We start from the raw sequence: 20999 nt of genomic DNA, 5'->3' as shown, positions 1-20999 counted from the left end.
TCGCTTCAAATGCTGTCGCGCAGTCGATACCAGGCCTTGCCGATGGCTTCCAGCGGCGCGGCCAGGTATTTGCCGCCGGGAAAACGGCTGTTGTTCAGGCCCTGGTACAGGGACAGTTCGTCGGGCTGACCGAGCACCGCGTCGGACACCGCCCGGGCCGCGGCCAGTGTCGGCAGTACGCCATGCCCGGAATACCCCTGCATCCAGTACAGATCGCCCCGGCGGCCGATATCCGGTGTGCGCTTGAGGGTCAGGTCGATGTGGCCGCCCCAGGCAAACTCCAGCCCGACGCCGGTGAGTTGCGGGAACACGCGTTCCAGGAACGGCCGGGTCGCGGCGGCGATGTCCTTGGGCATGCCGCCCAGGTAAGTGCAACCGCCGCCGAACAGCAGGCGGTTATCGGGGGTGCGGCGGAAATAATCGAGCACGAACTGATTGTCGGTCACGCACACGTTGCTCGGCAGCAGCGCGGTGGCTTGCTCCTCGGTGAGCGGCGCGGTCGCGACCTGATACGTCCCGACCGGCAACACGCAACTCGCCAGTTGCGGGTCGAGTCGATCGAGGTAAGCGTTGCACGCCAGCACCAGCACATCGGCGCGAATACGACCGCGCTCGGTGGTCACCACAAACCTGTCGCCCTCCTCGCCATAGCTCAGCGCCTTGCTTTGCTCGTGGATGCGGCCACCGGCGCGCTCGATCGCATCGGCAAGGCCGAGGGCCAGTTTCAGCGGGTTCAAATGCCCGCCTTCGGGATCGAACAGCCCGGCCTGATAGCGCTCGCTGGCAACCCACTGCGGCAAATCGCTGCGCTCGATGAATTGCAGTTTGTCGTGGCCCCACTTGTGGCTGGCCTCGTGTTGCCATTCGGTCAACAGGCCTACCCGACGGGGCATCACCGAGGTCCAGAGATGGCCGGCGCGGTAGTCGCAATCGAACTCATGGCGGCCGGGCAAGTCACGCAACTCGCGCGCGGCCCAGCGCATGCCGTCCCACAGTCGCCGTGCCCGTTCGTAACCCAGCGCCGCTTCCAGCGGTGGCATGTCGCACGACCAGCCGAGAATCGCCTGCCCGCCATTACGCCCGGACGCGGCCCAGGCCACCCGGCTGGCTTCGAGCAAAGTCACGCGCTTGCCGGCCAGCGCCAGGCGCAAAGCCGTGTGCAATCCACTGAAACCGGCCCCGATGATCAGCACTTCGGTGTCTTGCTCACCTTCCAGTGCGGCTCGATCGACCAGACGATCGGCGCAGGTATGGGCGTAGTAACTGGCGACATGCCGGGTGGATTGCTGAAACATACGGCCTCGTGAAATTTTGTATTTTTAATTTCATGAAAAAATACACGGTAAATTTCACACAGGCAAATGGCACGCAAAAAAAATCCCGCCCAAGAGGACTTGGGCGGGAGGTTTAATCAGACGCGTCAGCGAACGAATCAGGCAATCGGGATCAACGGATCCGCTGCGGCCCACGCGGTGTCGCGGTTCGCCGCTGGCGGGTAGATCCATTGGGTGTTGATCTGGGTTTTCAGCGACTTGGCCTCCTCCTTGACCAACTTGACCTGACGATCCCAACCCTCGGTGTACACCGCGCCCCAGGCCCCCAGGTCCAGGCAGGTCACGTATTTCGGCTGGCTGTACGGCGTCGGGTCCACACCGAGGATCTGTGCCGCCACGTTATTGCCGGCGTGACGCCCCAGGACAATGGCGTGCTGGCAGGTCATCAAGGCGTGGTTGCCGATCTCGTCACTGGCCGCGTAGGCGACGTCTCCGGTGGCGAAGATGTCGTCCTGGCCAATGACTTTCAGGTGCGCGTCGACATGCAGACGCCCCAGGTGATCGCGTTCGGCCGGAATCTGCTCGGTCAGGGAGCTGGCGCGAACGCCGGTGGTCCAGACCACGGTGTTGGCATCGATACGAGTACCGTCGGACAGGGTCACGCCGTTGGCATCGACTGACACAACCGAGGCGTTCAAGTGCCATTGCACGCCGGTTGCCAGGCTGGCCTCGACGATCGATTCGGCGATTTCCTCACCCATCGAGCCGCCAATCTTGTCGCCACGGTCGACGATAATCACATTGATGTCGGCACGGTCGCCGAGGATGGCCCGCAGGCGGCTCGGCATTTCAGTCGCCGTTTCGATCCCGGTGAAACCGCCACCGGCCACCACCACCGTGTTGCGCGCCTTGCTTTCGGGTTGGCTGGCCAGCGCCTTGAGGTGGTTTTCCAGACGCACGGCCTGTTCGATCTGATCGACGTCGAAGGCATGTTCGGCCACGCCCCGCGTGTTCGGCGAAGCCAGGCGGCTGCCCGTGGCCAGAACGAGTTTGTCGTAGCTGCAGACTTGTCGGGCACCTGCGGCATCGACATAGCCGACCTGTTTTTGCCCGACGTCGATGGTCTGCACCGCGCCCTTGACGAACTTGACCCCTACTGCATCGAACAGGTCGCCAATCGGCGCGGCCAGCTGGTGGGCGTTCGGCTCGTAGAAGCGCGGACGCACACGCAGCTCGGCCTGAGGAGCCAGCACGGTCACTTCAACGTCGTTGTGGCCGTGAATGTCGAACAGGCGCGTGGCACTCAAAGCGGTCCACATGCCACCGAAACCTGCGCCGATTACCAGAATGTGCTGCTTCATTTTTGACTCCAGGGGGATAACCGAGTGTAGAAAATCGTTGAGGGCCTTACGGACTGCCGCCAGGTTGTACCCGGATAAGCGTCTGCCACTGCGATCGAACAACTACGACTGTATTGATCCAAGTTAAATCCTGCAACAGGTTTTTACCAAGGGTGGCCATCGAAAACCGTGATCCATGACCTGAACACCCCGTATTCAGCGCACCACAGGAGCGTTCGCTGTCATGAAAAAAAGATTGAGTGAGGAGGGATTCGTTGCCTTGCTTGCTTTCGGCTGCTAAAATTTGCGACTAATTCAGTCGGAGATCTGCATGTCTCTTTACAGCGCGGGTGTCGAATACGGCATCCACTGCCTGCTTTTTCTGGTGGGTAACGGTGGCGACTCGCGCGAAGCGAGCGTTCGCGACCTTGCCGATCTGCAAGGCGTCCCCCAGGACTACCTGGCGAAAATCTTCACCAAGCTGGCCAAGGCCAATCTGGTGGTCGCCACCGAAGGCATGCGCGGTGGCTTCAAGCTGGCCCGGCCCGCTGACGAAATCACCTTGCTGGATATCGTCAACGCCATCGATGGCCGCAAGTCGATCTTCGATTGCCGGGAGATCCGTGGCCGTTGCGCAGTGTTTGACGGCGCCCCGCCTGAGTGGGCATTGGACGGACTGTGCGCGATCAATGGCGCGATGATGGTTGCGCAAAAACGCATGGAAGAGGCTCTCGCCCAACAAACCATCCTCGACATCGCCAGGAAATTCGGGCGCAAGGCCCCGCCAGAATTCGGCGTCAAAGTTGAAAGCTGGATGAATGAGCGTCGGGAACGTAAAAGCACCGCCCAGGCCAGCGAGCAAATCATCCCGACCACCAACCTTCCGGACTGATCCACACAAAAAAAAACCGGATGCACGCCAGGCATCCGGTTTTTTCTCAATGGAGTCGAAAAGCGGTCGGTGACCGATTTTCACCCTCTCGCGCTTACAAACAGTCGCGCACGATTTTGCGCAGGTCGCCGGACTTGGCCCAAGGTGGCCCCTGATACAGCGAAACCCGGCTGCCGTCCTTGTACTTCACGATATCCACCACTTCGTCGGCCGTGATTACGCTGGGCGCGGTGATGCGAAATCCGTTGGATATCGAAACCTGGGTCGTATTCGATACTTCCTTTTGCCAGGCAGGCAACACGCACGCCGCATACTCTTTTGGCGTCTTCTCGCTGTGCTTGCTGACATTCGGCTCGCCCGGTACCAACGACGCCGGCAACGAGCACCCGCCCAGCAATGCCAACACGATTCCCCCCATCAACATCCGCATGCTGTTTCCTTTAATTCGAAATAAGAAAATGTAGCTCGCCGTCGTCCCTACAGCCATCCCCAACGATTCGGCGACTTTCATTGATATCACTTCGCCCGGTTAGTTCCTTGCGTTCAGATAAAGTAGGACAGCGTACTTTCATGTTCGCATTTATTTTCCCGACCAAAGAAAACCCCGCTGAATCTGACGAATACAACATCCGGCCCAGTAAACAGGTCTAAAATTTCGGTGTGCAGAGTTCAGGAGGTCATCATGTGGCTTAACGAATCGGAACAGGAACTTCGGCGTGATCTGCAAGGACTTGCGTCAGATTTGCGCTGGTCGGCCGTGGAGCTGTTGCGCATCGAGCAGCAATTGCGTCTGCTCGGGAACGACGTCGACGCGCAAGCCGTTCAGAAACTGTGTTCTTTGTTTCAGGGTGATGAAGCAAAACTGTCCGGCTACGCCGAGGAAGTGAAAGCCAAGGTCATTAGCCGCAACAAGGCTCAATAGCGGGAGCGCTGCCATGAACAGGCCTCTATTTACGTTGGTCGTCGCACTGACCGCGTTGGCAGGCTGCAGCACCAACTCGATCTACCAGGACCAGCCGCTGGTCGCGAAAGTCGATACCGGCATGACCCAGGAGCAAGTCCGGCAAATCGGCGGCCAACCCCTGGCGGTCACCAACCGGACTGTCGTACCCGGTACGTGCTTTGACTACAAACTGACTCAGTCCGGCCATCAACAAGCGTTCAATGTCAGCTTTGACGGCCGAGGCATGGTCGATCACAAAAGCTTCATGACCTGCGCGCAGTGGAGCCACACGCAACAAAAGGCCCGGGAACCCTCCCGCCCCAGCGGAGGCGGCGGCTATTAGCACCGTCGCATCATGAAAAAGCCCCGGAAAACCGGGGCTTCGGGCTTGATTTCATTTTGTTTGATGGCTGCCCGCAGACCTGCCAGCACGCGCCCTGTAGCCGGGCAGCGAAGCGGCAAACGCCAGTGCTTCTTCCCGACTGGCAAACGAGCCCAGCCGGTCGCCCTGGGTGCACACCCGCCAGGGGCCGTGGTTCACGCTGAGTACGTCGTAACCGTTCATGTGCATTTTGTTCAGCATCGGAACGCTCATAGTCACCTCCTCTTGGGCAGTAATCTCAGGTTGACTTGCTTACCTTACACCCACCCTTGTCCAAAATACCGACCAGATGTCGCCATGGAAATTCCTTCTGGTTGCACTTTTCATCACATTGGCACCTCAAATTACTCAGATAGCAGCACAATCGCGGCCCTCGCCCGAATGCTGCACGTCCATGCCTGTTCCATGACAACGGCCATCGGGTAATCCATGAAAGTACGCGCAACGATCATCTTCGAGCAGGACAGGCATGTACTGCTGGTACGCAAGCCAGGAGGACGCTGGACGTTGCCCGGCGGCAAGCTCGAACGGGGTGAAAGCGCAGCCGATGCCGCCGTTCGCGAGCTGCTGGAAGAAACCGGGTTGCGGGTCGACGAGTTGATGTACGTGCTGGAGCTGGAATCGGACGGCACCCGACACCACGTATTCGAGGTGTCGGTGCTGAACCTGGAGCAATTGCGACCGCTGAACGAAATCACCGATTGCATCTGGCACCCGCTGGATGCGCTACACAACCTGAACATCAGCGACACCATGCGCAGTATTGTCAGCACCTTTGTGCGCCGCTTGTAGGCCCTAGCCGTTGGCCAACGCCGTCGCCGCCCTGTCGATCAATGCCGCCACTTCGGCGGGCATCGACGCCAATGACGCATGGCTGGCGTTCAAGGTCAAAATCTCCCGGGCGTTGAGCCGCGCAGCCATCCATTGCTGGTTCTGTGGCGCGATCATCCGGTCTGCGGTCGAGATCTGATACCACGATGGCTTTTTCTTCCAGGCTACCGTGCCAATGGTGTCGCCGAAGGTACTCGCCAGCGGCGCTTTCTGGGTGAGGCCCATGACCATCCCTTCGGTCGCCGGCAGGTCCTGACAGAAGCTCTCGTGGTAGAGCTCGGGCTTGACCCACAGGTAACCGTCGCTATCCGGCGTCAGGTTGGCCGCTGCCGCAGGCAGGTGCCGTTGCGTGATGCCGCCGGGGCTTTCACCGGCGTCAGGCGCAAATGCGGCGATGTACACCAGCCCGGCCACATTCGGCATATCCCCCGCTTCAGTGATGACCGCGCCGCCATAGGAATGCCCCACCAGCAGCACCGGACCGGGCACCTGGGCGACCATCTTGCGCGTACGCTCGGCATCCTCGGCCAAGGACGTCAGCGGCAACTCGACGGCACGAATATTCGTGTCACCCCGGCTGAGCAATTTAACGATGACCTTGTTCCAGTGGGCGGCTCCGCCCCAGAAACCATGGACCAGCACGATCGTGGGTTTGTCACTCATCACCATGACTCCGTTTGCGGATGGGGTTGTCTGTCGCTCGCCTCAGCCCTGATCGCCACCGCCCACAGGCATGACCATGCCGGTGATATAGGACGCATCGTCGCTGGCCAGAAACAGAATAGCCCCCGCCTGCTCATCCAGGGTGCCGTAGCGCTTCATCAGACTGCTGTCGAGGGTCTGGTCGACGATCTGCTGGTACCAGAGTTTTTCCTGCTCACTCTGCTCGGCACCGTTGCGGGGTATGCGTCGCGGTGGTGCTTCGGTGCCGCCAGGCGCCGTGGCGTTGACCCGCACGCCACGACCGGCGGTTTCGAACGCCAGACAAGCGGTCAAGGCATTCACCCCACCCTTTGCCGCACCGTAAGGCACTCGATTGAGGCTGCGAGTGGCGATGGAGGATACGTTGACGATCGCACCACTGCCCTGCTCCAGCATGAACGGCAGCGCGGCATGGCAACACCACAAGGTCGGGAACAGCGAACGGCGCACCTCGGCCTCGATCTGCGACGCCTCGTAGTGCTCGAACGGCTTGGCCCAGATCGTCCCGCCGACGTTATTGACCAGCACATCGAGGCGACCGAAGCGCTCGACGGCGGTTTGCATCACCCGACTGCATTCCTCGTATTGCTCAAGGTCGGCGGTCAGGGCCAATACCTGGGTGGTCGAGGCCAGCTGCTGTTGAACTTCGAACACCAGGTCGGAGCGATCCACCAGGATCAGCTTCGCCCCTTCGGCGGCCATACGCTCGGCCACCCGCCGACCGATGCCTTGGGCAGCGCCGGTGATCAGAGCGACTTTGTCTTGAAATCTGTTCATGTGTACCTCTTGAAGAAGGTTGCAGTTCAACTGTGGGAGCGAGCCTGCTCGCGAAGAGGTCCTTCCAGTCGACACAGTGGGTGACTGCCAGACCGCTTTCGCGAGCAGGCTCGCTCCCACAGGGGGTCTTTACCCAGCCAGGGAAATCACGTGCGACTCAAGCCGCGCTGGCAGCAAACTTTTCGTAGTAGAAGTTGGCCGGTGCGATGCCTTGTTCGCGAATGAACTGGCTGACCGCTTCGACCATCGGCGGCGGGCCGCACAGGTAGACGTCGACGTCGCCATCGTTCAAATGCCTGGGCTCGATGTGCTGGGTTACATAGCCCTTGAGCGGGTGCTGGCTCTCGGGGCTGGCGACGCAGGCGCTGAAGGTGAAGTTGGGGATGCGCGCGGCAAAGGCTTCGAGGCGGTCGATTTCCACCAGGTCGAAATCGTGGGTCACCCCGTAGATCAGATGCAGCGGGTGATCGCTGCCCTGCTCGGCGATCTTCTCCAGCATCGCGGTGAACGGCGCCAGCCCGGTGCCACCAGCCAGCAGCAACAGCGGCCGACGGATGTCCCGCAGGTAGAAGCTGCCCAGAGGACCTGCCAGGCTCATGCAGTCGCCGGCCTTGGCCATGCCGGTCAGGAAGCTGCTCATCAGGCCGCCGGGCACGTTGCGGATCAGGAAACTGACCTCGCCGTCGCGCTGCAACGAGCTGAACGAGTAGGCACGGGTCTGCTCGCTGCCGGGAATCCCCAGGTTCACATATTGCCCCGGTAGGAACGCCAGCTTGCTCAGGGCATCGCCCTTGATCGACAGCGCGATGGTGCTGTCGGACAACTGGCGCACGGCGCTGATGGTCGCGTCGTAGCTGGCCTGACGGGTTCGGCAGACCTCGGAGGACGTCGGCACCCGCACCACGCAATCGCTCTGCGCACGCATCTGGCAGGTCAGGACAAAACCCTGTGCGGCCTCTTCCGGGTTGAGGGCGTCTTCGATGTACTCCTCGCCCAGATCGTAGGTGCCGGCTTCGGCAAAACACTTGCAGGTACCACAAGCGCCGTCGCGGCAGTCCAGCGGGATGTTGATGCCCTGGCGGTACGCAGCATCGGCCACGGTTTCGCCGACGTTGGCGTCGATGAACCGGGTGACGCCGTCTTCAAAGTTGAACGCAATGGAATGGGTCATGACGGCAGTCTCACAAGTGATAAACATCGATGACCTGGCGAACGTAGTCGTTCTTCAGGATCACTTTTTTGGCCTTGATCTGCGGGTTTTCACCGCGCACGTCGAGGGTGTAGAAACTGCTGCCGAAATAGCTGTCGACGGTCTTGTAGCGAAAACTCAGGGTGTGCCAGTTGAAGCGCACCTTGCACAGTCCGTCGGCCTGTTCGAGCAGCTCGATGTTGCTGATGTTGTGGGAGGTGCGGGTGTCCGGCACGCTGGCGCTGGAGCGCTCGGTCTTGATGCGGAAGATGCGGTCTTCCAGGCCGGTGCGGTTGCCGTACCAGATCAGCGAGATTTCCCGCTGCGGGTCTTCGGTCAATTCATCGTTGTCGTCCCAGGACGGCATCCAGTACGTCGCGTCGGGGGCGTACAGTTCCAGCCATTCGTCCCACTGGCGGTCATCGAGGTAGCGTGCTTCGCGATAGAGGAAATCGCGCACCGCTTCATAGGAAATGGTCATAACACGTCCTCCACGGCGATCAGCTTCGACTGCTCGGCCGCCAGGGCCTTGAGCATGGTCTGCTGCCAATACTTGTGCTGCAGCACGAACAGGCCCTCATCTTCGGTGCGCACGCCGCTGAGCAGCGGGTGCAGGTCGATCTCTTTGGCGGCTTCGTCTGCACCTTCGATCCAGTGCTCGGCGCCCCGGGACATGTCGTTCCAGGTGGTGACGCTGCCCTGATAGCTGGTCTGGCAGGAACGGAACTCCTCCAGATCGTCCGGCGTGGCCATGCCGCTGACGTTGAAGAAATCCTCGTACTGGCGAATCCGGCTCGAACGGGCGTGATCGCTTTCGCCTTTGGGGGCGATGCAGTAGATGGTGATTTCCGTGCGGTTGACCGAGATCGGCCGAGCGATGCGGATCTGCGAGCTGAACTGGTCCATCAGGTACACGTTCGGGTACAGGCACAGGTTGCGCGAGTTCTCGATCATCCAGTCGGCGCGGGCCTTGCCGAAGTCTTGCGCCAGCTCATCGCGACGCTCGTACAGCGGACGGTCCTCGGGGTTTGCCCAACGGGTCCAGAGCAGCATGTGGCCCTTGTCGAAGGAATAGAAACCACCGCCTTGCTTGGCCCAGCTGCCGGCGCTCATGGTCGGGTTGGCGTCACCGGCTTCACGCTGCTTGCGCTGGTTCTGGGTGGCCGCGTAGTTCCAGTGCACGGAGCTGACGTGGTAGCCGTCGGCGCCGTTTTCCGCAGTGAGTTTCCAGTTGCCTTCGTAGATGTAGCTGGAGGAGCCACGCAGCACTTCCAGGCCATCGGCGGACTGGTCGACGATCATGTCGATGATCTTCGCCGACTCGCCCAGGTGCTCGACCAGTGGCAGCACATCGGCCTTGAGGCTGCCGAACAGGAAGCCGCGATAGGACTCGAAACGCGCGACTTTGGTCAGGTCGTGGGAGCCTTCACAGTTGAAGCTCGACGGGTAGCCGGCGTTGGCCGGATCCTTGACCTTGAGCAGCTTGCCGGAGTTGTTGAAGGTCCAGCCGTGGAACGGGCAGGTGTAGGAGCTCTTGTTGCCGGACTTGTGCCGGCACAGGGTCGCGCCACGGTGGCTGCAGGCATTGATGAAGGCGTTGAGTACGCCGTCCTTGTTGCGCGCGATGAAGATCGACTGACGCCCCATGGTGGTGGTGTAGAAATCGTTGATGTTGGGGATCTGGCTTTCGTGGGCCAGGTAGAGCCAGTTGCCCTCGAAGATGTGTTCCATCTCCAGGTCGAACAACCGGGGGTCGGTGAACATCTCGCGTTTGCAGCGATAGAGGCCCTGCTCGGGATCGTCTTCAAGCAGGGAATGCACGTATTCGGGTCGCAGGGTCATGGCCGCCGCCTCCATTGTTATTGTTCAGGCAGGGGTCATGCTAGGACGGGGCGATGGGGCGGAATATCCGCGGGGTGCAGACCTTTATCCGTTTTGTGCAGTCACTGGCGGCGTGTCAGGCGCCATCGATGGTGAATGTGCCGGCCCCATCGCGAGCAAGCTCGCTCCCACAGGGATTTCGGTTGAACGCAAAACTTGTGTCCAGCCAATAACACTGTGGGAGCGAGCTTGCTCGCGATGGGGCCAGACCAGACAACAAAAAACCTGAAGGTCTCAGTGCCGACGCTTGAGGGTATCGGACGGCAATTCGCCGAACTGCTTGCGGTAGCTGTCGGAGAACCGGCCCAGGTGCAGGAAGCCGTAATCCATCGCCACTTCGGTGACGTTGCGCACGTTGCAGGTCGGGTCGCTGAGGCAGGCGTTGATGCGTTCCAGGCGTTTCTGGCGCAGGTAGTTTTTCGGCGTAAGGCCGGCATTGCGCTCGAACAGTCCGTACAGCGAGCGCAAGCTCATGTGGGCCTGGCGCGCCAGTGCTTCGCTGTCGATGTCCTGTTTGAGGTTGTTGGCGATGTAATCGGCAATCGCTTCGAACGTGGCCGTCTGCGAGCCCAGTTCGAGGCGGCAGACATTGGTCTTCATCAGGCTGAGCATCTTGCTGACGATGATCTGCGTGTAATGCTCCTGCACCCTGGGGATCTGCTCGGTGGATTCGGCCTCCTGGCAGATCATTGCCAGCAGGTTGACGAAACCTTCCAGTTCATTGAGCTGATATCGGTTTTCCAGAAACCGCACGCCTTGCCCCGGATAGCGCCAGCGCTGCTCATCGCAGACCGATTCAAACAAGCGGGTCGGGACTTTGAGGATGAATTTTTCGCAATCGGCGGAATACGTCAGGTCCACCGGATCGTCGGGATTGATCAGCAGCAATTCGCCGGGAGCGAAGTAATGTTCCTGGCCGTGGCCACGCCACAGGCAATTGCCGCGCAGCAGCACTTGCAGGTGATAAATGCTGTCCAGCGCACCGGACGTCACGCGCACACTGGCGCCGTAGCTGATGCGGCACAGGTCGAGGCTGGCGAACTTGCGATGGTCGAGACTGGCCAACGGGCTGCCGGCACGGGGCATGAGAATGCAGTGGTTACCGACGTGCTGATTGACGTAGCCCGACACCGCATAAGGGTCGGCATGGTCGAATACTCTGCTGCGCTGACTCAACAGTTGAGCTTGCATCATCGGGTCACTCTCATTGTTGTTATAGGTTGCGTCGGGCCATTCTAGAACACTGTGTCAGTCGCTTGAGATATTTCCGGCCAGTTGCACAAATACCCTGTAGGAGCGAGCCTGCTCGCGATGACGGAATGCCAAACAACATGGATGTTGAATGTTAAACCGCTATCGCGAGCAGGCTCGCTCCTACAGGATTGTACTATCAGTCCTCCAGTGCGCGAACCCGCTCGTGGCGCTGTTGCTCTTCAGGCTGTGCAGACGACTGCAGGGTGAAATCGAATTCGATTTCGGCAAAGCGACCACTCACACCGTGGGCCGCTGCGCGCTGTTGATCGTCGCTGAAGGTGATCTTGGCGATCAGCTCGTCGCGGGTGGCGTAGGCGAAATCGTCATGCAGGTATTGATCGCCGTCGAGGTTGATCTGGGTGGTCAGGTGGCGATGATCCGGCGCGGAAATGAAGAAGTGCACGTGCGCCGGACGCTGACCATGACGGCCCAGTTGATCGAGCAGTTGCTGGGTCGGACCGTCCGGTGGGCAGCCATAGCCCGACGGCACGATGCTGCGAAAACGGTAGCGGCCTTCGGCGTCGGTAACGATGCGGCGACGCAGGTTGAATTCCGACTGAGTGGTATCGAAGTACGAGTAAGTACCGCCAGTGTTGGCGTGCCAGACGTCCACCACAGCACCGGCCAGGGGCTCGCCAGCGGTGTTGAACACGCGGCCTTGCATGAACAGAGTCACACCCGGATCGACGCCGTCGTCCAGACGCGCTTCGCCATGCGACAGCGGCGCACCCGCCACGTACAGCGGGCCTTCGATGGTGCGTGGGGTGCCGCCGGACTTGCCGGCCTGCTCATCCTCTGCGTCCATCAGCAGGTCGAGGTAATGCTCCAGACCGAGACCGGCCACCACCAGCCCGGCTTCCTGGCGCGCACCCAGCACGTTGAGGTAGTTGACGGCTTTCCAGAACTCTTCCGGGGTCACTGCCAGGTCTTCGATGATGTTCACCGAATCACGCAGGATGCGGTAGACCAATGCCTTGGTCCGTGGGTCGCCGGCGTCGTTGAGCAGGCCGCTGGCCTCTTCGAGAAATTTCTGGACTTCGGCAGTGTGGGAAATCTTGACGTTCATTCTGGGTTCCTCATCTTGTAATTATTAGCGTAGCGCGCTGAACAGGCTGGGCTCAGCGGTCATCGTCACGGATGGAAGAAGGATGCCGGCACATCGCGTCGATCTCGATGGCCATGTACGGAAACAGTGGCAATTGCATCAACAGGTCATGCAGTTCCTGAACGCTGTCGACATCGAACACGCTGTAGTTGGCGTAGTGTCCGGCAATGCGCCACAGGTGGCGCCACTTGCCCTGCTCTTGCAGACGCTGGGCCTGGGCTTTTTCGTCAGCCTTGAGTTTGGCGGCTGCCTCCGGGTTCATGTCGACCGGCAGGTTCACGGTCATTTTTACGTGGAACAGCATAATGCTCTCCTCAGGCTTGATGAATGGTCTTGTCGCGGCGGAAGAACGCCAGGCGCTCTTCATCCAGGCTCAGGCCCAGACCCGGGGTGTTCGGCACGTGCAGTTCAAAATCGCGGTACACCAGCGGTTCGCTGAGAATGTCTTCGGTCAGCAGCAACGGGCCGAACAGTTCGGTGTCCCACGCCAGTTTGTTCAGGGTGACGAAGGCATGGGCCGAGGCCATGGTGCCCAGGCCACCTTCAAGCATGGTGCCGCCGTACAGGGCGATACCGGCCGCTTCGGCGATCGAGGCGGTGCGCAATACAGCGCGTGGGCCGCCGTTCTTGGCGATCTTCAGGGCGAACACCGAAGCCGCGCCTTCGCGGGCCAGGTTGAACGCATCTTCCACGCATTCGATGGATTCGTCGGCCATGATCGGCGCCGGGCTCATGGCGTTGAGGCGGGCCATGCCGGCGCGGTTGTTGCGCGAGATGGGCTGTTCGATCAGGTCGATGCCGTTGGTGCCGAGAATCCGGCAGGCCCGCAGCGCCACCGCTTCGTCCCAGGCCTGATTGACGTCGACCCGCACGCTGGCGCGGTCACCCAGGGCTTTTTTGATGGCGATGACATGGGCCAGGTCGCGGTTGACCTCACCGGCGCCGATTTTCAGTTTGAAGATGCGGTGGCGACGCAGGTCGAGCATTTTTTCCGCTTCGGCGATGTCTTTCTCGGTGTCGCCGCTGGCCAGAGTCCAGGCCACGGGCAACGCATCGCGAACACGGCCACCGAGCAATTCGCTGACCGGCAGGCCGAGGCGTTTGCCCAGGGCATCGAGCAGTGCGGTTTCGATACCGGATTTGGCGAAGGTGTTGCCGCGAATGCTGCGCTCCAGGCGCAACATGGCAGCGTTGACGTTGTTGCTGTCCTGGCCGATCAACAGCGGTGCGAAGTGCGTGTCGATGTTGGTCTTGATGCTGTCCGGGCTTTCATTGCCGTAGACCAGGCCACCGATGGTGGTGGATTCGCCGATGCCTTCGATGCCGTCGGCGCAACGCACGCGAATGATCACCAGGGTTTGGTTCTGCATGGTGTGCATCGCCAGCTTGTGCGGGCGGATGGTCGGCAGATCGACGATGATCGTCTCGATCGACTCAATGGCTGTTGCAAGCATTTCGATACCCGTCAGGTTCTTGAAGTTCTGGAATCGATTCTCGTACGGCTTTTTTCGCGATGCCAATATAGAATTGGTCTGACTTGATACCTTAAAGGTATGCAACCGATCCACGTCTGGAGGCTCCATGGAACTGCGTCACCTGCGTTATTTCCAGGTATTGGCTCAAACCCTCAACTTCACCCGCGCCGCCGAGTTGCTGCACATCGCCCAACCGCCCTTGAGCCGGCAGATCCAGCAACTGGAGGACGAACTGGGGGTGATGCTGCTGGAGCGCGGCCGACCGCTGAAGTTGACCGACGCCGGGCGGTTTTTCCATGAACACTCCACCGCCCTGCTCGAACAACTGAACAAGGTCTGCGACAACACCCGGCGTATCGGGTTGGGAGAAAAGACCTGGCTGGGTATCGGTTTTGCGCCGTCGACACTGTATGGCGTGCTGCCGGAACTGATCCGCCGCTTGCGCAGTGGCGAGCCGCTGGAGCTGGAGCTGGGGCTTTCGGAAATGACCACCCTGCAACAGGTGCAGGCGTTGAAGGCCGGGCGCATCGACATCGGTTTCGGCCGGATCCGTATCGACGACCCGGCCATTGTCCAGACCGTGCTCACCGAAGACCGCCTGGTCGCCGCCCTGCCCGCCGGGCATCCGTTGCTCGCCGGTCCCATCAGCCTGCGGGAACTGGCCAGGGAACCCTTTGTGCTGTACCCCGGCAATCCACGGCCGAGTTACGCCGACCATGTGATTGCCCTGTTCGAGTCCTACGGCGTGCGCATCCACGTCGCGCAATGGACCAACGAGCTGCAAACGGCGATCGGTCTGGTGGGGGCAGGCATCGGGGTCACGCTGGTACCGGCCTCGGTGCAGTTGCTGCACCGCGACGACATCGGCTTCACCCCGCTGCTCGAAGATAACGCCACCTCGCCGATCATTCTCAGCCGACGGGTGGGCGATGTGTCGCCGGGGTTGAACCATTGTTTGCGGATGATAGATGAGCTGCTGCCACCGGCAGCGTAAAGCGATGATCAGCCGGCAAAGGCCCGGCACCCTGCCTTCATCTCGGTACGCAACTCGCGGACAAAACGTCTAATGGGCGTTCCCGCCCCAGATCCAGTTCCAGAACCCCGGCAACTCGACCGGCTGCGAATCGTCGCGCACGGTTCGCGCCATGGCCGCGCGCTGCAACGCGAACTGATCGTCGTAAAACGGCTTGTCGGCGGTTTTCACCCCGGTCTCCCGGGCGCTGTCGAGCAGGATCTGCAGGTATTCGCGGGTATGCCGGGCGGTATAGCGGTTGAGGTCGTGGAAGGTCACCACCACCGGAATCACCCCATCGACCACCGGCAATTCGCCGCGGGCAATGCGCTCGCGAACTTCAGACATCGAGCGCAACATGTGCGACCGGCGCCGCGGGCTGGCGTTGAAGCCCCAGATCTTGCCGTCGTTGGCGCTCAAGTCGGTGAGCAGCACGTGCAGGCCATGCTGCTGATAGGCGGCGAAGGTGCGTTTGTCGTAGTTCCAGAATGGCGGGCGCAACAGGGTTGGCGGAGCGCCGGTAATCGCGGCGATGTCGGCGCTGCCATCGATGAGGGCCTGCTCCAACTCTGGCGGGTCAAGGGAGCGATGATTGGTGTGCCGGGGTGTCGCCGTGTGAAAGCCCAGGACATGTCCTTCGGCGTGTTCACGACGCATGATGTCCCGGCCCAACTCGCTGCCACCGGCGCGCGGAGCGCGGGTTTGCACGAAGAACACGGCTTTGATGTCCGGTTGCAGCGGGTTTTGCGCCAGGCTCTCAAGCACCGTGACGGTCGGATTCCACCAACTCGATGCGCTGGGGCCGTCATCGAACGTCAGCAGAAACCGGATAGGCGGTTGCGCCTGCAAACGCTGTTCGGTTTGCGGAGTCATTTCGATCGGTGCGGCGATACAGCCCAGCAGACCCACTGCCAGGGCGCACACCGTTAAACACTTGAACAATCGTTTCATCTTTTGCCTTGGACCAGACCATCACGGTCGATACTTCAATGGGCAAGGATCCTTCGCCCGCTCATCCGTCGTCGGCCCGCATCGAGACGGCGGGCCGAGGTTGGATAGGGTACACAGGGTTTGGTTCCAGTGCTTACCAGGCCTGTTTCGTCGCCACCAACTAAACTGAAAAAAATGCTCAACCAGAGTGTCAGGCCATGTGCGGACGACTGTCGCAATACCGCGGAATCCACGACTTCGTGGCGGTGCTGAGCATCCCCGACGCGCTGATCAACCACGTCGGCAACGAACCCCTGGCGCACTATAACGCCGCGCCCACCACGCAACTCGCCCTGTTGCACCTGGAGAATGATCGGCTGCACGCCGACGCCGTGCGCTGGGGTTGGCGACCGCACTGGGCGACGGATCGCACGGAGCCGGTCAATGCCCGGGTCGAGAAAGTCGCCCACGGCCCGTACTTCCGGGCGATCTGGCCCCATCGCGCGATCTGCCCGATTGATAACTGGTTTGAATGGGTCGACGCCGGTGACGGCAACAAACAACCGTGGTTGATCCGGCGACGGAACCGGGCACCGGTCTTCTGCGCGGCCATCGGCCAGTACCCCATCGGCGGAGCCCCTCACAGAGAGCACGACGGTTTCGTCATCCTGACGGCCGACAGCGCAGGCGGCCTGCTTGACGTGCATGACCGGCGACCGGTGGTGTTCTCCCCCGAGCTGGCGCGGGAATGGCTGGACCCGGCCACGCCCAAGGAACGAGCCGAGGAAATGGCGCTATCCCAGGGTGAAGTCAGTGAGGTATTTGAGTGGTACAAGGTCGACAAGGCCATTGGCAATGTCAGAAACCAGGGCGCCGCGCTGATTAAAGAAAGTCCCTGAACCTGTCAATAACGACAAAGCTCCACTCAATGGCGCAATGTTGTTCACTTAAGCGAAGTGATTCGTTGTAGGAGCGAGCTTGCTCGCGATGGATTCAAGAGCGCCGCGTTTAGCCAGTAAACACGCGTTATCGTTAACGACCATCGCGAGCAAGCTCGCTCCTACAATGGCGGGGCTTTGTTGTATTCGCGTGCCGGTCAGAACTTGCGGTCAGGCTCTGACAGTTCCTTACCGTCGTCAGGATGCTTCCAGTCCGGTACCGAACGCTTCTGCTGCTCAATCTCTTCCTCCGTGGGTTCGTCCTCGTCTTCTTCCAGGTCCGGTTGCTTGGGTTCATTGGCCATGTTCACCTCGCTTCCTGAAGGGATCGGTCATCAACTTAAGCTTAGATCAGTTCCCCTGCCCCGCTCAGAGCCACCAGCGCAGCAAAAAGAAGAATCCCATGCTCAACAGCATGCTGAGCAACGTATTGCGCGTGTAAAGCACCAGAGCGACCGCCACCAGCGAGCTGATCAGATAGGGATTGTCCCAGTGCAGATTCAGCTGTTTTTCCGGCATGAACACAATCGGCCCGCAGATGGCGGTCAACATGCCCGGTACGGCAAACCCGAGGAACTGCCGGGCATTGCTGCTCAAGCGTAGCGGCAGTCGCGGCTCCAGAAAAACATAGCGGTTGAGGAACACCAACAGGCCCATTCCGATAATCACTGCCCAGACCATCATGTGCGGCCACCGTAGAATTTATTGCAGACAAACCCGGCGGTCATGCCCGCCAGCCCCGACAGCACCAGCGCCGAGCCCCATTGCCAGTAGCTGAACAGCACCGAGCAGAACAGCGACACCGCCACGCACACCACGGTCGGCACGTTGCGCACCACCGGGGTGATCAGGGCGATGAAGGTCGCCGCGATGGAGAAATCCAGGCCCAGGTGTTCAAGGCCCGGAATGCTGCTGCCAAGCACAATGCCCGCCAGGGTGAACAGGTTCCAGGCGATGTAGAACGTCAGGCCCACGCCCAGGGCGTACCAGCGGTTGAACTGCTGTTTGTCGTGCTGGCTGGTCAGGGCGAACAACTCATCGGTGAGCAGGAACCCCAGCCCTGCACGCCAGCGCCCCGGCAATGGCGAAATCACCGAGCGCATGCTCATCCCGTAGAGCAAATGCTGGGAAGTCAGCAGCAGCGTGGTCAGCAAGATCGAAAAAATCCCGGCACCACCCTTGAGCATGCCGATGGCCACCAGTTGCGCCGCACCGGCAAACACAATGCTCGACAGGCCCTGGCCTTGCAGGGGCGTGAGGTTGGCTTCGATGGCCATGGAACCGGCCAGCAAGCCCCAAGGCGCAGTGGCCAGGGACAACGGCATGATCGCCGCTGCGCCGCGCAAAAATGCACTGCGCGGCATGGTTGAGTTGGACATAACGCTCTACAGATAGGGAAAGACCCCAGACTTTGCCAGCAGTCGCGGCCGAAGGCTTGAACAATCTTGCTCACTCATACGACAACGTGCCATTCATCGGCTGCCCGCTTGATTCGCCAAAGTGCTAGCAACATGATTGCGCTGCATTTTCATCGAGGCAGGCCCTTCATGAGTTCAGTCGAAACCGACAGCGACGTTTATAAAACCCTGCTTGAGTCAACCCGGGCGATTCCCTGGCGCATCGACTGGAAAACCATGACGTTCAGCTACATCGGGCCACAGATCGAAGAACTGCTGGGCTGGAAACAGGACAGTTGGGCGTCGGTCAACGACTGGGTCGAGCGCATACACCCCGATGATCGCGACTACGTGATGGACTTCTGTGTCTCGCAATCGCGCGCCGGTATCGATCACGAGGCCGACTATCGCGCACTCACCGAAAGCGGCGAGTACGTGTGGATCCGCGATGTGGTGCATGTGGTGCGCAAGAACGGTGAAATCGAGGCGCTGGTGGGCTTCATGTTCGATATCAGCGAGCGCAAGAAAACCGAAGAGCACCTGAGCCGCCTGCAAAAGCAGCTTGAAGAGTATTCCTTCCAGGACGGCCTGACCGGCATCGCCAACCGGCGCATGTTCGACACCGTGCTGGAGCGCGAGTGGAACCACGCCCAACGCACCGGTTTGCCATTGTCGGTGCTGGTGCTGGATATCGATTACTTCAAGCAATACAACGACCATTACGGCCACATCAAGGGCGACGAATGCCTGCGCCGCGTCGCGCAGACCTTGTCCCTGGCGGCGAACCGGCCACGGGATTTCATTGCGCGGATCGGCGGTGAAGAGTTTGTCTGGCTGCTGCCGGAAACCGATGCCGAGTCCGCGCAGATGGTGGCGCACAAATGCCTGCACCTGATTCGCCAGCAGCAGATCCCCCATGAGTTCTCCAGGGTGTCGAACCTGCTGAGCGTCAGCCTCGGCGTCGGTACCACCGCCGTTTCACCGCATGCCACGGCGCTGGAATTCGTCGAACAGGTCGATCAGTTGCTCTACAAGGCCAAGCACAATGGCCGGATGCGCGCCGAGTTCGCTGATTTTCGTGATTGACAAACGGCGCGCCGCCTTTTAAAACTGGGCGCCTCACTCAGGGTGTAAGCAAGTATGTCCGCAACCTTCAACCTCAACACTTCCGTCATTGGCTTGATTGCCAAGGCGCAAGGTTGCGTTGCGCACGCCCTCAAATCGAAGAAACAGTCGCTCATGTGACCGGGGCGCGCTGTCCCGTCAGATGAGCTGACAGGACATTGAGCGCGACGGACCACCCTCCCCTTGCTTACTCTCCTTCCATGCCCCTGACGGTGACGAAATCGGTCAACCATCAGGAGAAAGTGCATGTCAGCGTTTCAAGGTATCTGGGTTCCACTGGTCACACCCTTCCACAACGGCGCCATCGATTTCGTCGGCTTGCGCCGGCTGGTCAGCCATCTGCTGGAAAAAGGAGTCGACGGTCTCATCGTTTGCGGCACCACCGGCGAACCGGCGGCGATGGGCAAGCATGAGCAACTGGCGGTGCTCGATGCCGTGCTGGAGCTGGTGCCGGCGCAACGGGTGGTCATGGGCCTGGCCGGTAACAACCTGACCGAGTTGTTGCAGTTCCAGAGCGAGATCCTCAAGCGCCCGGTGGCTGGCCTGCTGGTGCCGGCGCCGTATTACATCCGCCCGTCCCAGGCCGGCCTCGAAGCGTTTTTCCGCACGGTCGCCGATGCCTCCAGCGTTCCGCTGATTCTCTACGACATCCCTTACCGTACCGGCGTGGCCTTCGAACAGGCGACCCTGCTCAACATCGTCGCCCACGAGCGGATCGTCGCCATCAAGGATTGCGGCGGTAATTTTTCGAACACCCTCGCCTTGCTCAATAGCGGCCAGGTCGACGTGCTGTGTGGCGAAGACAACCAGATCTTCAATGCCCTGTGCCTTGGCGCCAAAGGCGCGATTGCCGCGTCGGCGCATGTCCATCCCGAACTGTTCGTGCAGTTGCACCGGCAGATCCGCGACAACCAATTGGCTGAAGGCCGCGCCACGTTTTTCCGTTTGCTGCCACTGATCAACAGCCTGTTCCTGGAGCCCAACCCGGCCCCGGTGAAAACCGCGCTGGCCCTGGAAGGTCTGATCGGTGACGAACTGCGCGCACCGATGCAACGCAGCAGTGAATCGATGACCGAGCGTTTGAAAGGCGTGCTCGGCGCATTGGGCCGCGACAATCGATAGAGCGTCCGCCGCCGGCCCGAGTACCATGAAGCGATTCGTTCAGCCTTCAGGGGCACCCACATGCTGTACCGAATCGCCGCCGATGGGCTGATGCTGTTTCACTTGCTGTTCATTGTGTTCGTATTGTTCGGCGGGTTGCTGGTGCTCAAATGGCGCCACCTGATCTGGTGGCATCCGCCGGCCGCCGTCTGGGGTGTGGCAGTGGAGTTGTTCCACCTGCCCTGCCCGCTGACCGACTGGGAAAACCGCATGCGCCATGGGGCCGGGCAAACCGGCTATGGCGGTGGATTCATCGAGCATTACGTTTGGCCGGTGATTTACCCAGCGAGCCTGACACCCAGCATTCAGTTGGGATTGGGCGGCGTGGTGTTGGTGATCAACCTGCTGGTCTATCTTCGATTGTTCAAGCGATGGGCCGCCTGAATTCTCA

The 20999-nt window shown here is 60.6% G+C and carries 26 protein-coding genes; 9 read left to right on the top strand and 17 right to left on the bottom strand.

Features of this window, described 5'->3' with window-relative positions:
- Positions 1-5: 5 nt before the first annotated feature.
- Positions 6-1295 (bottom strand): FAD-binding oxidoreductase, encoded by a 1290-nt coding sequence (locus WHX55_RS12285; RefSeq protein WP_353742718.1) that lies wholly within the window; start codon positions 1293-1295, stop codon positions 6-8.
- A gap of 137 nt (positions 1296-1432) precedes the next feature.
- Complete coding sequence (locus WHX55_RS12280) at positions 1433-2635, bottom strand: NAD(P)/FAD-dependent oxidoreductase (RefSeq protein WP_353742717.1); 1203 nt, start codon at positions 2633-2635, stop codon at positions 1433-1435.
- Positions 2636-2945: 310 nt separating this feature from the next.
- On the opposite strand from WHX55_RS12280, the gene WHX55_RS12275 reads away from it, so the two are divergent.
- Entirely contained in the window at positions 2946-3506 is a 561-nt protein-coding gene (locus tag WHX55_RS12275; RefSeq protein ID WP_151214974.1) for an Rrf2 family transcriptional regulator, read from the top strand.
- 94 nt (positions 3507-3600) lie between these two features.
- Here WHX55_RS12275 and WHX55_RS12270 read toward each other — a convergent pair whose 3' ends face one another.
- Positions 3601-3936 carry a hypothetical protein gene (locus WHX55_RS12270; RefSeq protein ID WP_151215006.1) on the bottom strand — a complete coding sequence of 112 codons (336 nt, stop codon included), beginning with the start codon at positions 3934-3936 and terminating at the stop codon, positions 3601-3603.
- A 252-nt stretch (positions 3937-4188) separates the two neighbouring features.
- On the opposite strand from WHX55_RS12270, the gene WHX55_RS12265 reads away from it, so the two are divergent.
- Both WHX55_RS12265 and osmE read left to right on the top strand, forming a co-directional pair.
- Positions 4189-4428, top strand: a complete 240-nt coding sequence (locus tag WHX55_RS12265; protein ID WP_150724234.1) for a hypothetical protein — start codon at positions 4189-4191, stop codon at positions 4426-4428.
- 13 nt (positions 4429-4441) lie between these two features.
- The gene (gene osmE / locus WHX55_RS12260; protein WP_150724235.1) at positions 4442-4792 is read left to right on the top strand and encodes an osmotically-inducible lipoprotein OsmE; all 351 of its coding nucleotides are present in this window, start codon (positions 4442-4444) and stop codon (positions 4790-4792) included.
- 51 nt (positions 4793-4843) lie between these two features.
- Here the strand turns inward: osmE and WHX55_RS12255 are convergent, their stop codons facing one another.
- A complete protein-coding gene (locus WHX55_RS12255) occupies positions 4844-5044 on the bottom strand; it encodes an SPOR domain-containing protein (RefSeq protein WP_150724236.1) in 201 nt (66 codons plus the stop codon).
- A gap of 216 nt (positions 5045-5260) precedes the next feature.
- Here WHX55_RS12255 and WHX55_RS12250 point away from each other — a divergent pair, with 216 nt between their 5' ends.
- The gene (locus WHX55_RS12250; RefSeq protein ID WP_150724237.1) at positions 5261-5623 is read left to right on the top strand and encodes an NUDIX hydrolase; all 363 of its coding nucleotides are present in this window, start codon (positions 5261-5263) and stop codon (positions 5621-5623) included.
- Between the two features lie 3 nt (positions 5624-5626).
- On the opposite strand, the gene WHX55_RS12245 is transcribed toward WHX55_RS12250, so the two are convergent.
- The 9 genes from WHX55_RS12245 to WHX55_RS12205 form a co-directional block, all read right to left on the bottom strand.
- Positions 5627-6325, bottom strand: a complete 699-nt coding sequence (locus tag WHX55_RS12245; protein ID WP_150724238.1) for an alpha/beta hydrolase — start codon at positions 6323-6325, stop codon at positions 5627-5629.
- A gap of 42 nt (positions 6326-6367) precedes the next feature.
- Positions 6368-7141 (bottom strand): 1,6-dihydroxycyclohexa-2,4-diene-1-carboxylate dehydrogenase, encoded by a 774-nt coding sequence (locus WHX55_RS12240; RefSeq protein ID WP_150754567.1) that lies wholly within the window; start codon positions 7139-7141, stop codon positions 6368-6370.
- 157 nt (positions 7142-7298) lie between these two features.
- Complete coding sequence (gene benC / locus WHX55_RS12235; RefSeq protein WP_353742716.1) at positions 7299-8312, bottom strand: benzoate 1,2-dioxygenase electron transfer component BenC; 1014 nt, start codon at positions 8310-8312, stop codon at positions 7299-7301.
- Positions 8313-8322: 10 nt separating this feature from the next.
- Complete coding sequence (gene benB / locus WHX55_RS12230) at positions 8323-8811, bottom strand: benzoate 1,2-dioxygenase small subunit (protein ID WP_150754565.1); 489 nt, start codon at positions 8809-8811, stop codon at positions 8323-8325.
- On the bottom strand, positions 8808-10172 hold the full coding sequence (benA, locus tag WHX55_RS12225; protein WP_353742715.1) for a benzoate 1,2-dioxygenase large subunit: 1365 nt from the start codon (positions 10170-10172) through the stop codon (positions 8808-8810). The genes benB and benA overlap by 4 nt, the downstream gene beginning before the upstream one ends.
- Positions 10173-10445: 273 nt before the next feature.
- A complete protein-coding gene (locus WHX55_RS12220; protein ID WP_150724243.1) occupies positions 10446-11405 on the bottom strand; it encodes an AraC family transcriptional regulator in 960 nt (319 codons plus the stop codon).
- Between the two features lie 196 nt (positions 11406-11601).
- The gene (gene catA / locus WHX55_RS12215) at positions 11602-12531 is read right to left on the bottom strand and encodes a catechol 1,2-dioxygenase (RefSeq protein WP_353742714.1); all 930 of its coding nucleotides are present in this window, start codon (positions 12529-12531) and stop codon (positions 11602-11604) included.
- A 52-nt stretch (positions 12532-12583) separates the two neighbouring features.
- Entirely contained in the window at positions 12584-12874 is a 291-nt protein-coding gene (gene catC / locus WHX55_RS12210) for a muconolactone Delta-isomerase (protein ID WP_353742713.1), read from the bottom strand.
- 10 nt (positions 12875-12884) lie between these two features.
- Complete coding sequence (locus tag WHX55_RS12205) at positions 12885-14024, bottom strand: muconate cycloisomerase family protein (protein WP_353742712.1); 1140 nt, start codon at positions 14022-14024, stop codon at positions 12885-12887.
- Between the two features lie 127 nt (positions 14025-14151).
- Here WHX55_RS12205 and WHX55_RS12200 point away from each other — a divergent pair, with 127 nt between their 5' ends.
- The gene (locus WHX55_RS12200; protein WP_151214979.1) at positions 14152-15039 is read left to right on the top strand and encodes a LysR family transcriptional regulator; all 888 of its coding nucleotides are present in this window, start codon (positions 14152-14154) and stop codon (positions 15037-15039) included.
- Positions 15040-15108: 69 nt separating this feature from the next.
- Here the strand turns inward: WHX55_RS12200 and WHX55_RS12195 are convergent, their stop codons facing one another.
- Positions 15109-16008, bottom strand: a complete 900-nt coding sequence (locus WHX55_RS12195; protein ID WP_150724245.1) for a polysaccharide deacetylase family protein — start codon at positions 16006-16008, stop codon at positions 15109-15111.
- A gap of 197 nt (positions 16009-16205) precedes the next feature.
- Here WHX55_RS12195 and WHX55_RS12190 point away from each other — a divergent pair, with 197 nt between their 5' ends.
- Positions 16206-16886 (top strand): SOS response-associated peptidase family protein, encoded by a 681-nt coding sequence (locus WHX55_RS12190; RefSeq protein WP_353742711.1) that lies wholly within the window; start codon positions 16206-16208, stop codon positions 16884-16886.
- A gap of 197 nt (positions 16887-17083) precedes the next feature.
- Here the strand turns inward: WHX55_RS12190 and WHX55_RS12185 are convergent, their stop codons facing one another.
- The 3 genes from WHX55_RS12185 to WHX55_RS12175 all read right to left on the bottom strand — a co-directional run bounded on the left by WHX55_RS12185 (position 17084) and on the right by WHX55_RS12175 (position 18304).
- Positions 17084-17230, bottom strand: coding sequence for a hypothetical protein (locus WHX55_RS12185; protein WP_008051909.1), 147 nt, complete (start codon positions 17228-17230; stop codon positions 17084-17086).
- Between the two features lie 64 nt (positions 17231-17294).
- Entirely contained in the window at positions 17295-17606 is a 312-nt protein-coding gene (locus WHX55_RS12180; protein ID WP_191628003.1) for an AzlD domain-containing protein, read from the bottom strand.
- The gene (locus tag WHX55_RS12175; protein WP_223444469.1) at positions 17606-18304 is read right to left on the bottom strand and encodes an AzlC family ABC transporter permease; all 699 of its coding nucleotides are present in this window, start codon (positions 18302-18304) and stop codon (positions 17606-17608) included. The genes WHX55_RS12180 and WHX55_RS12175 overlap by 1 nt, the downstream gene beginning before the upstream one ends.
- Positions 18305-18472: 168 nt before the next feature.
- Between WHX55_RS12175 and WHX55_RS12170 the strand changes: the two genes are divergently transcribed.
- The 3 genes from WHX55_RS12170 (at position 18473) to WHX55_RS12160 (ending at position 20992) form a co-directional block, all read left to right on the top strand.
- The gene (locus tag WHX55_RS12170; protein ID WP_353742710.1) at positions 18473-19408 is read left to right on the top strand and encodes a sensor domain-containing diguanylate cyclase; all 936 of its coding nucleotides are present in this window, start codon (positions 18473-18475) and stop codon (positions 19406-19408) included.
- Between the two features lie 285 nt (positions 19409-19693).
- Positions 19694-20569 carry a 4-hydroxy-tetrahydrodipicolinate synthase gene (gene dapA, locus WHX55_RS12165; protein ID WP_353742709.1) on the top strand — a complete coding sequence of 292 codons (876 nt, stop codon included), beginning with the start codon at positions 19694-19696 and terminating at the stop codon, positions 20567-20569.
- 60 nt (positions 20570-20629) lie between these two features.
- Positions 20630-20992, top strand: a complete 363-nt coding sequence (locus WHX55_RS12160) for a DUF2784 domain-containing protein (protein WP_353742708.1) — start codon at positions 20630-20632, stop codon at positions 20990-20992.
- Positions 20993-20999: the final 7 nt, after the last annotated feature.

The sequence above is a fragment of the Pseudomonas fluorescens genome (assembly GCF_040448305.1).
Classification (GTDB): Bacteria; Pseudomonadota; Gammaproteobacteria; order Pseudomonadales; family Pseudomonadaceae; genus Aquipseudomonas; species Aquipseudomonas fluorescens_BH.
The sequence above is the reverse complement of the archived record's forward strand: the minus strand, read 5'-3'. Positions and strand labels throughout refer to the sequence as shown.

Excerpts from the sequence above, each read along its gene's own strand:
- WHX55_RS12205 (WP_353742712.1), bottom strand. The coding sequence starts at position 14,024 with ATGCTTGCAACAGCCATTGAGTCGATCGAGACGATCATCGTCGATCTG.
- WHX55_RS12180 (WP_191628003.1), bottom strand. The coding sequence starts at position 17,606 with ATGGTCTGGGCAGTGATTATCGGAATGGGCCTGTTGGTGTTCCTCAAC.
- WHX55_RS12170 (WP_353742710.1), top strand. The coding sequence starts at position 18,473 with ATGAGTTCAGTCGAAACCGACAGCGACGTTTATAAAACCCTGCTTGAG.
- WHX55_RS12280 (WP_353742717.1), bottom strand. The coding sequence starts at position 2,635 with ATGAAGCAGCACATTCTGGTAATCGGCGCAGGTTTCGGTGGCATGTGG.
- WHX55_RS12220 (WP_150724243.1), bottom strand. The coding sequence starts at position 11,405 with ATGATGCAAGCTCAACTGTTGAGTCAGCGCAGCAGAGTATTCGACCAT.
- WHX55_RS12240 (WP_150754567.1), bottom strand. The coding sequence starts at position 7,141 with ATGAACAGATTTCAAGACAAAGTCGCTCTGATCACCGGCGCTGCCCAA.
- catC (WP_353742713.1), bottom strand. The coding sequence starts at position 12,874 with ATGCTGTTCCACGTAAAAATGACCGTGAACCTGCCGGTCGACATGAAC.
- benB (WP_150754565.1), bottom strand. The coding sequence starts at position 8,811 with ATGACCATTTCCTATGAAGCGGTGCGCGATTTCCTCTATCGCGAAGCA.
- WHX55_RS12265 (WP_150724234.1), top strand. The coding sequence starts at position 4,189 with ATGTGGCTTAACGAATCGGAACAGGAACTTCGGCGTGATCTGCAAGGA.
- WHX55_RS12275 (WP_151214974.1), top strand. The coding sequence starts at position 2,946 with ATGTCTCTTTACAGCGCGGGTGTCGAATACGGCATCCACTGCCTGCTT.
- WHX55_RS12270 (WP_151215006.1), bottom strand. The coding sequence starts at position 3,936 with ATGCGGATGTTGATGGGGGGAATCGTGTTGGCATTGCTGGGCGGGTGC.
- WHX55_RS12200 (WP_151214979.1), top strand. The coding sequence starts at position 14,152 with ATGGAACTGCGTCACCTGCGTTATTTCCAGGTATTGGCTCAAACCCTC.
- WHX55_RS12185 (WP_008051909.1), bottom strand. The coding sequence starts at position 17,230 with ATGGCCAATGAACCCAAGCAACCGGACCTGGAAGAAGACGAGGACGAA.
- WHX55_RS12190 (WP_353742711.1), top strand. The coding sequence starts at position 16,206 with ATGTGCGGACGACTGTCGCAATACCGCGGAATCCACGACTTCGTGGCG.
- WHX55_RS12285 (WP_353742718.1), bottom strand. The coding sequence starts at position 1,295 with ATGTTTCAGCAATCCACCCGGCATGTCGCCAGTTACTACGCCCATACC.
- WHX55_RS12245 (WP_150724238.1), bottom strand. The coding sequence starts at position 6,325 with ATGAGTGACAAACCCACGATCGTGCTGGTCCATGGTTTCTGGGGCGGA.
- WHX55_RS12255 (WP_150724236.1), bottom strand. The coding sequence starts at position 5,044 with ATGAGCGTTCCGATGCTGAACAAAATGCACATGAACGGTTACGACGTA.
- osmE (WP_150724235.1), top strand. The coding sequence starts at position 4,442 with ATGAACAGGCCTCTATTTACGTTGGTCGTCGCACTGACCGCGTTGGCA.
- benA (WP_353742715.1), bottom strand. The coding sequence starts at position 10,172 with ATGACCCTGCGACCCGAATACGTGCATTCCCTGCTTGAAGACGATCCC.
- WHX55_RS12250 (WP_150724237.1), top strand. The coding sequence starts at position 5,261 with ATGAAAGTACGCGCAACGATCATCTTCGAGCAGGACAGGCATGTACTG.
- dapA (WP_353742709.1), top strand. The coding sequence starts at position 19,694 with ATGTCAGCGTTTCAAGGTATCTGGGTTCCACTGGTCACACCCTTCCAC.
- WHX55_RS12160 (WP_353742708.1), top strand. The coding sequence starts at position 20,630 with ATGCTGTACCGAATCGCCGCCGATGGGCTGATGCTGTTTCACTTGCTG.
- WHX55_RS12175 (WP_223444469.1), bottom strand. The coding sequence starts at position 18,304 with ATGTCCAACTCAACCATGCCGCGCAGTGCATTTTTGCGCGGCGCAGCG.
- benC (WP_353742716.1), bottom strand. The coding sequence starts at position 8,312 with ATGACCCATTCCATTGCGTTCAACTTTGAAGACGGCGTCACCCGGTTC.
- catA (WP_353742714.1), bottom strand. The coding sequence starts at position 12,531 with ATGAACGTCAAGATTTCCCACACTGCCGAAGTCCAGAAATTTCTCGAA.
- WHX55_RS12195 (WP_150724245.1), bottom strand. The coding sequence starts at position 16,008 with ATGAAACGATTGTTCAAGTGTTTAACGGTGTGCGCCCTGGCAGTGGGT.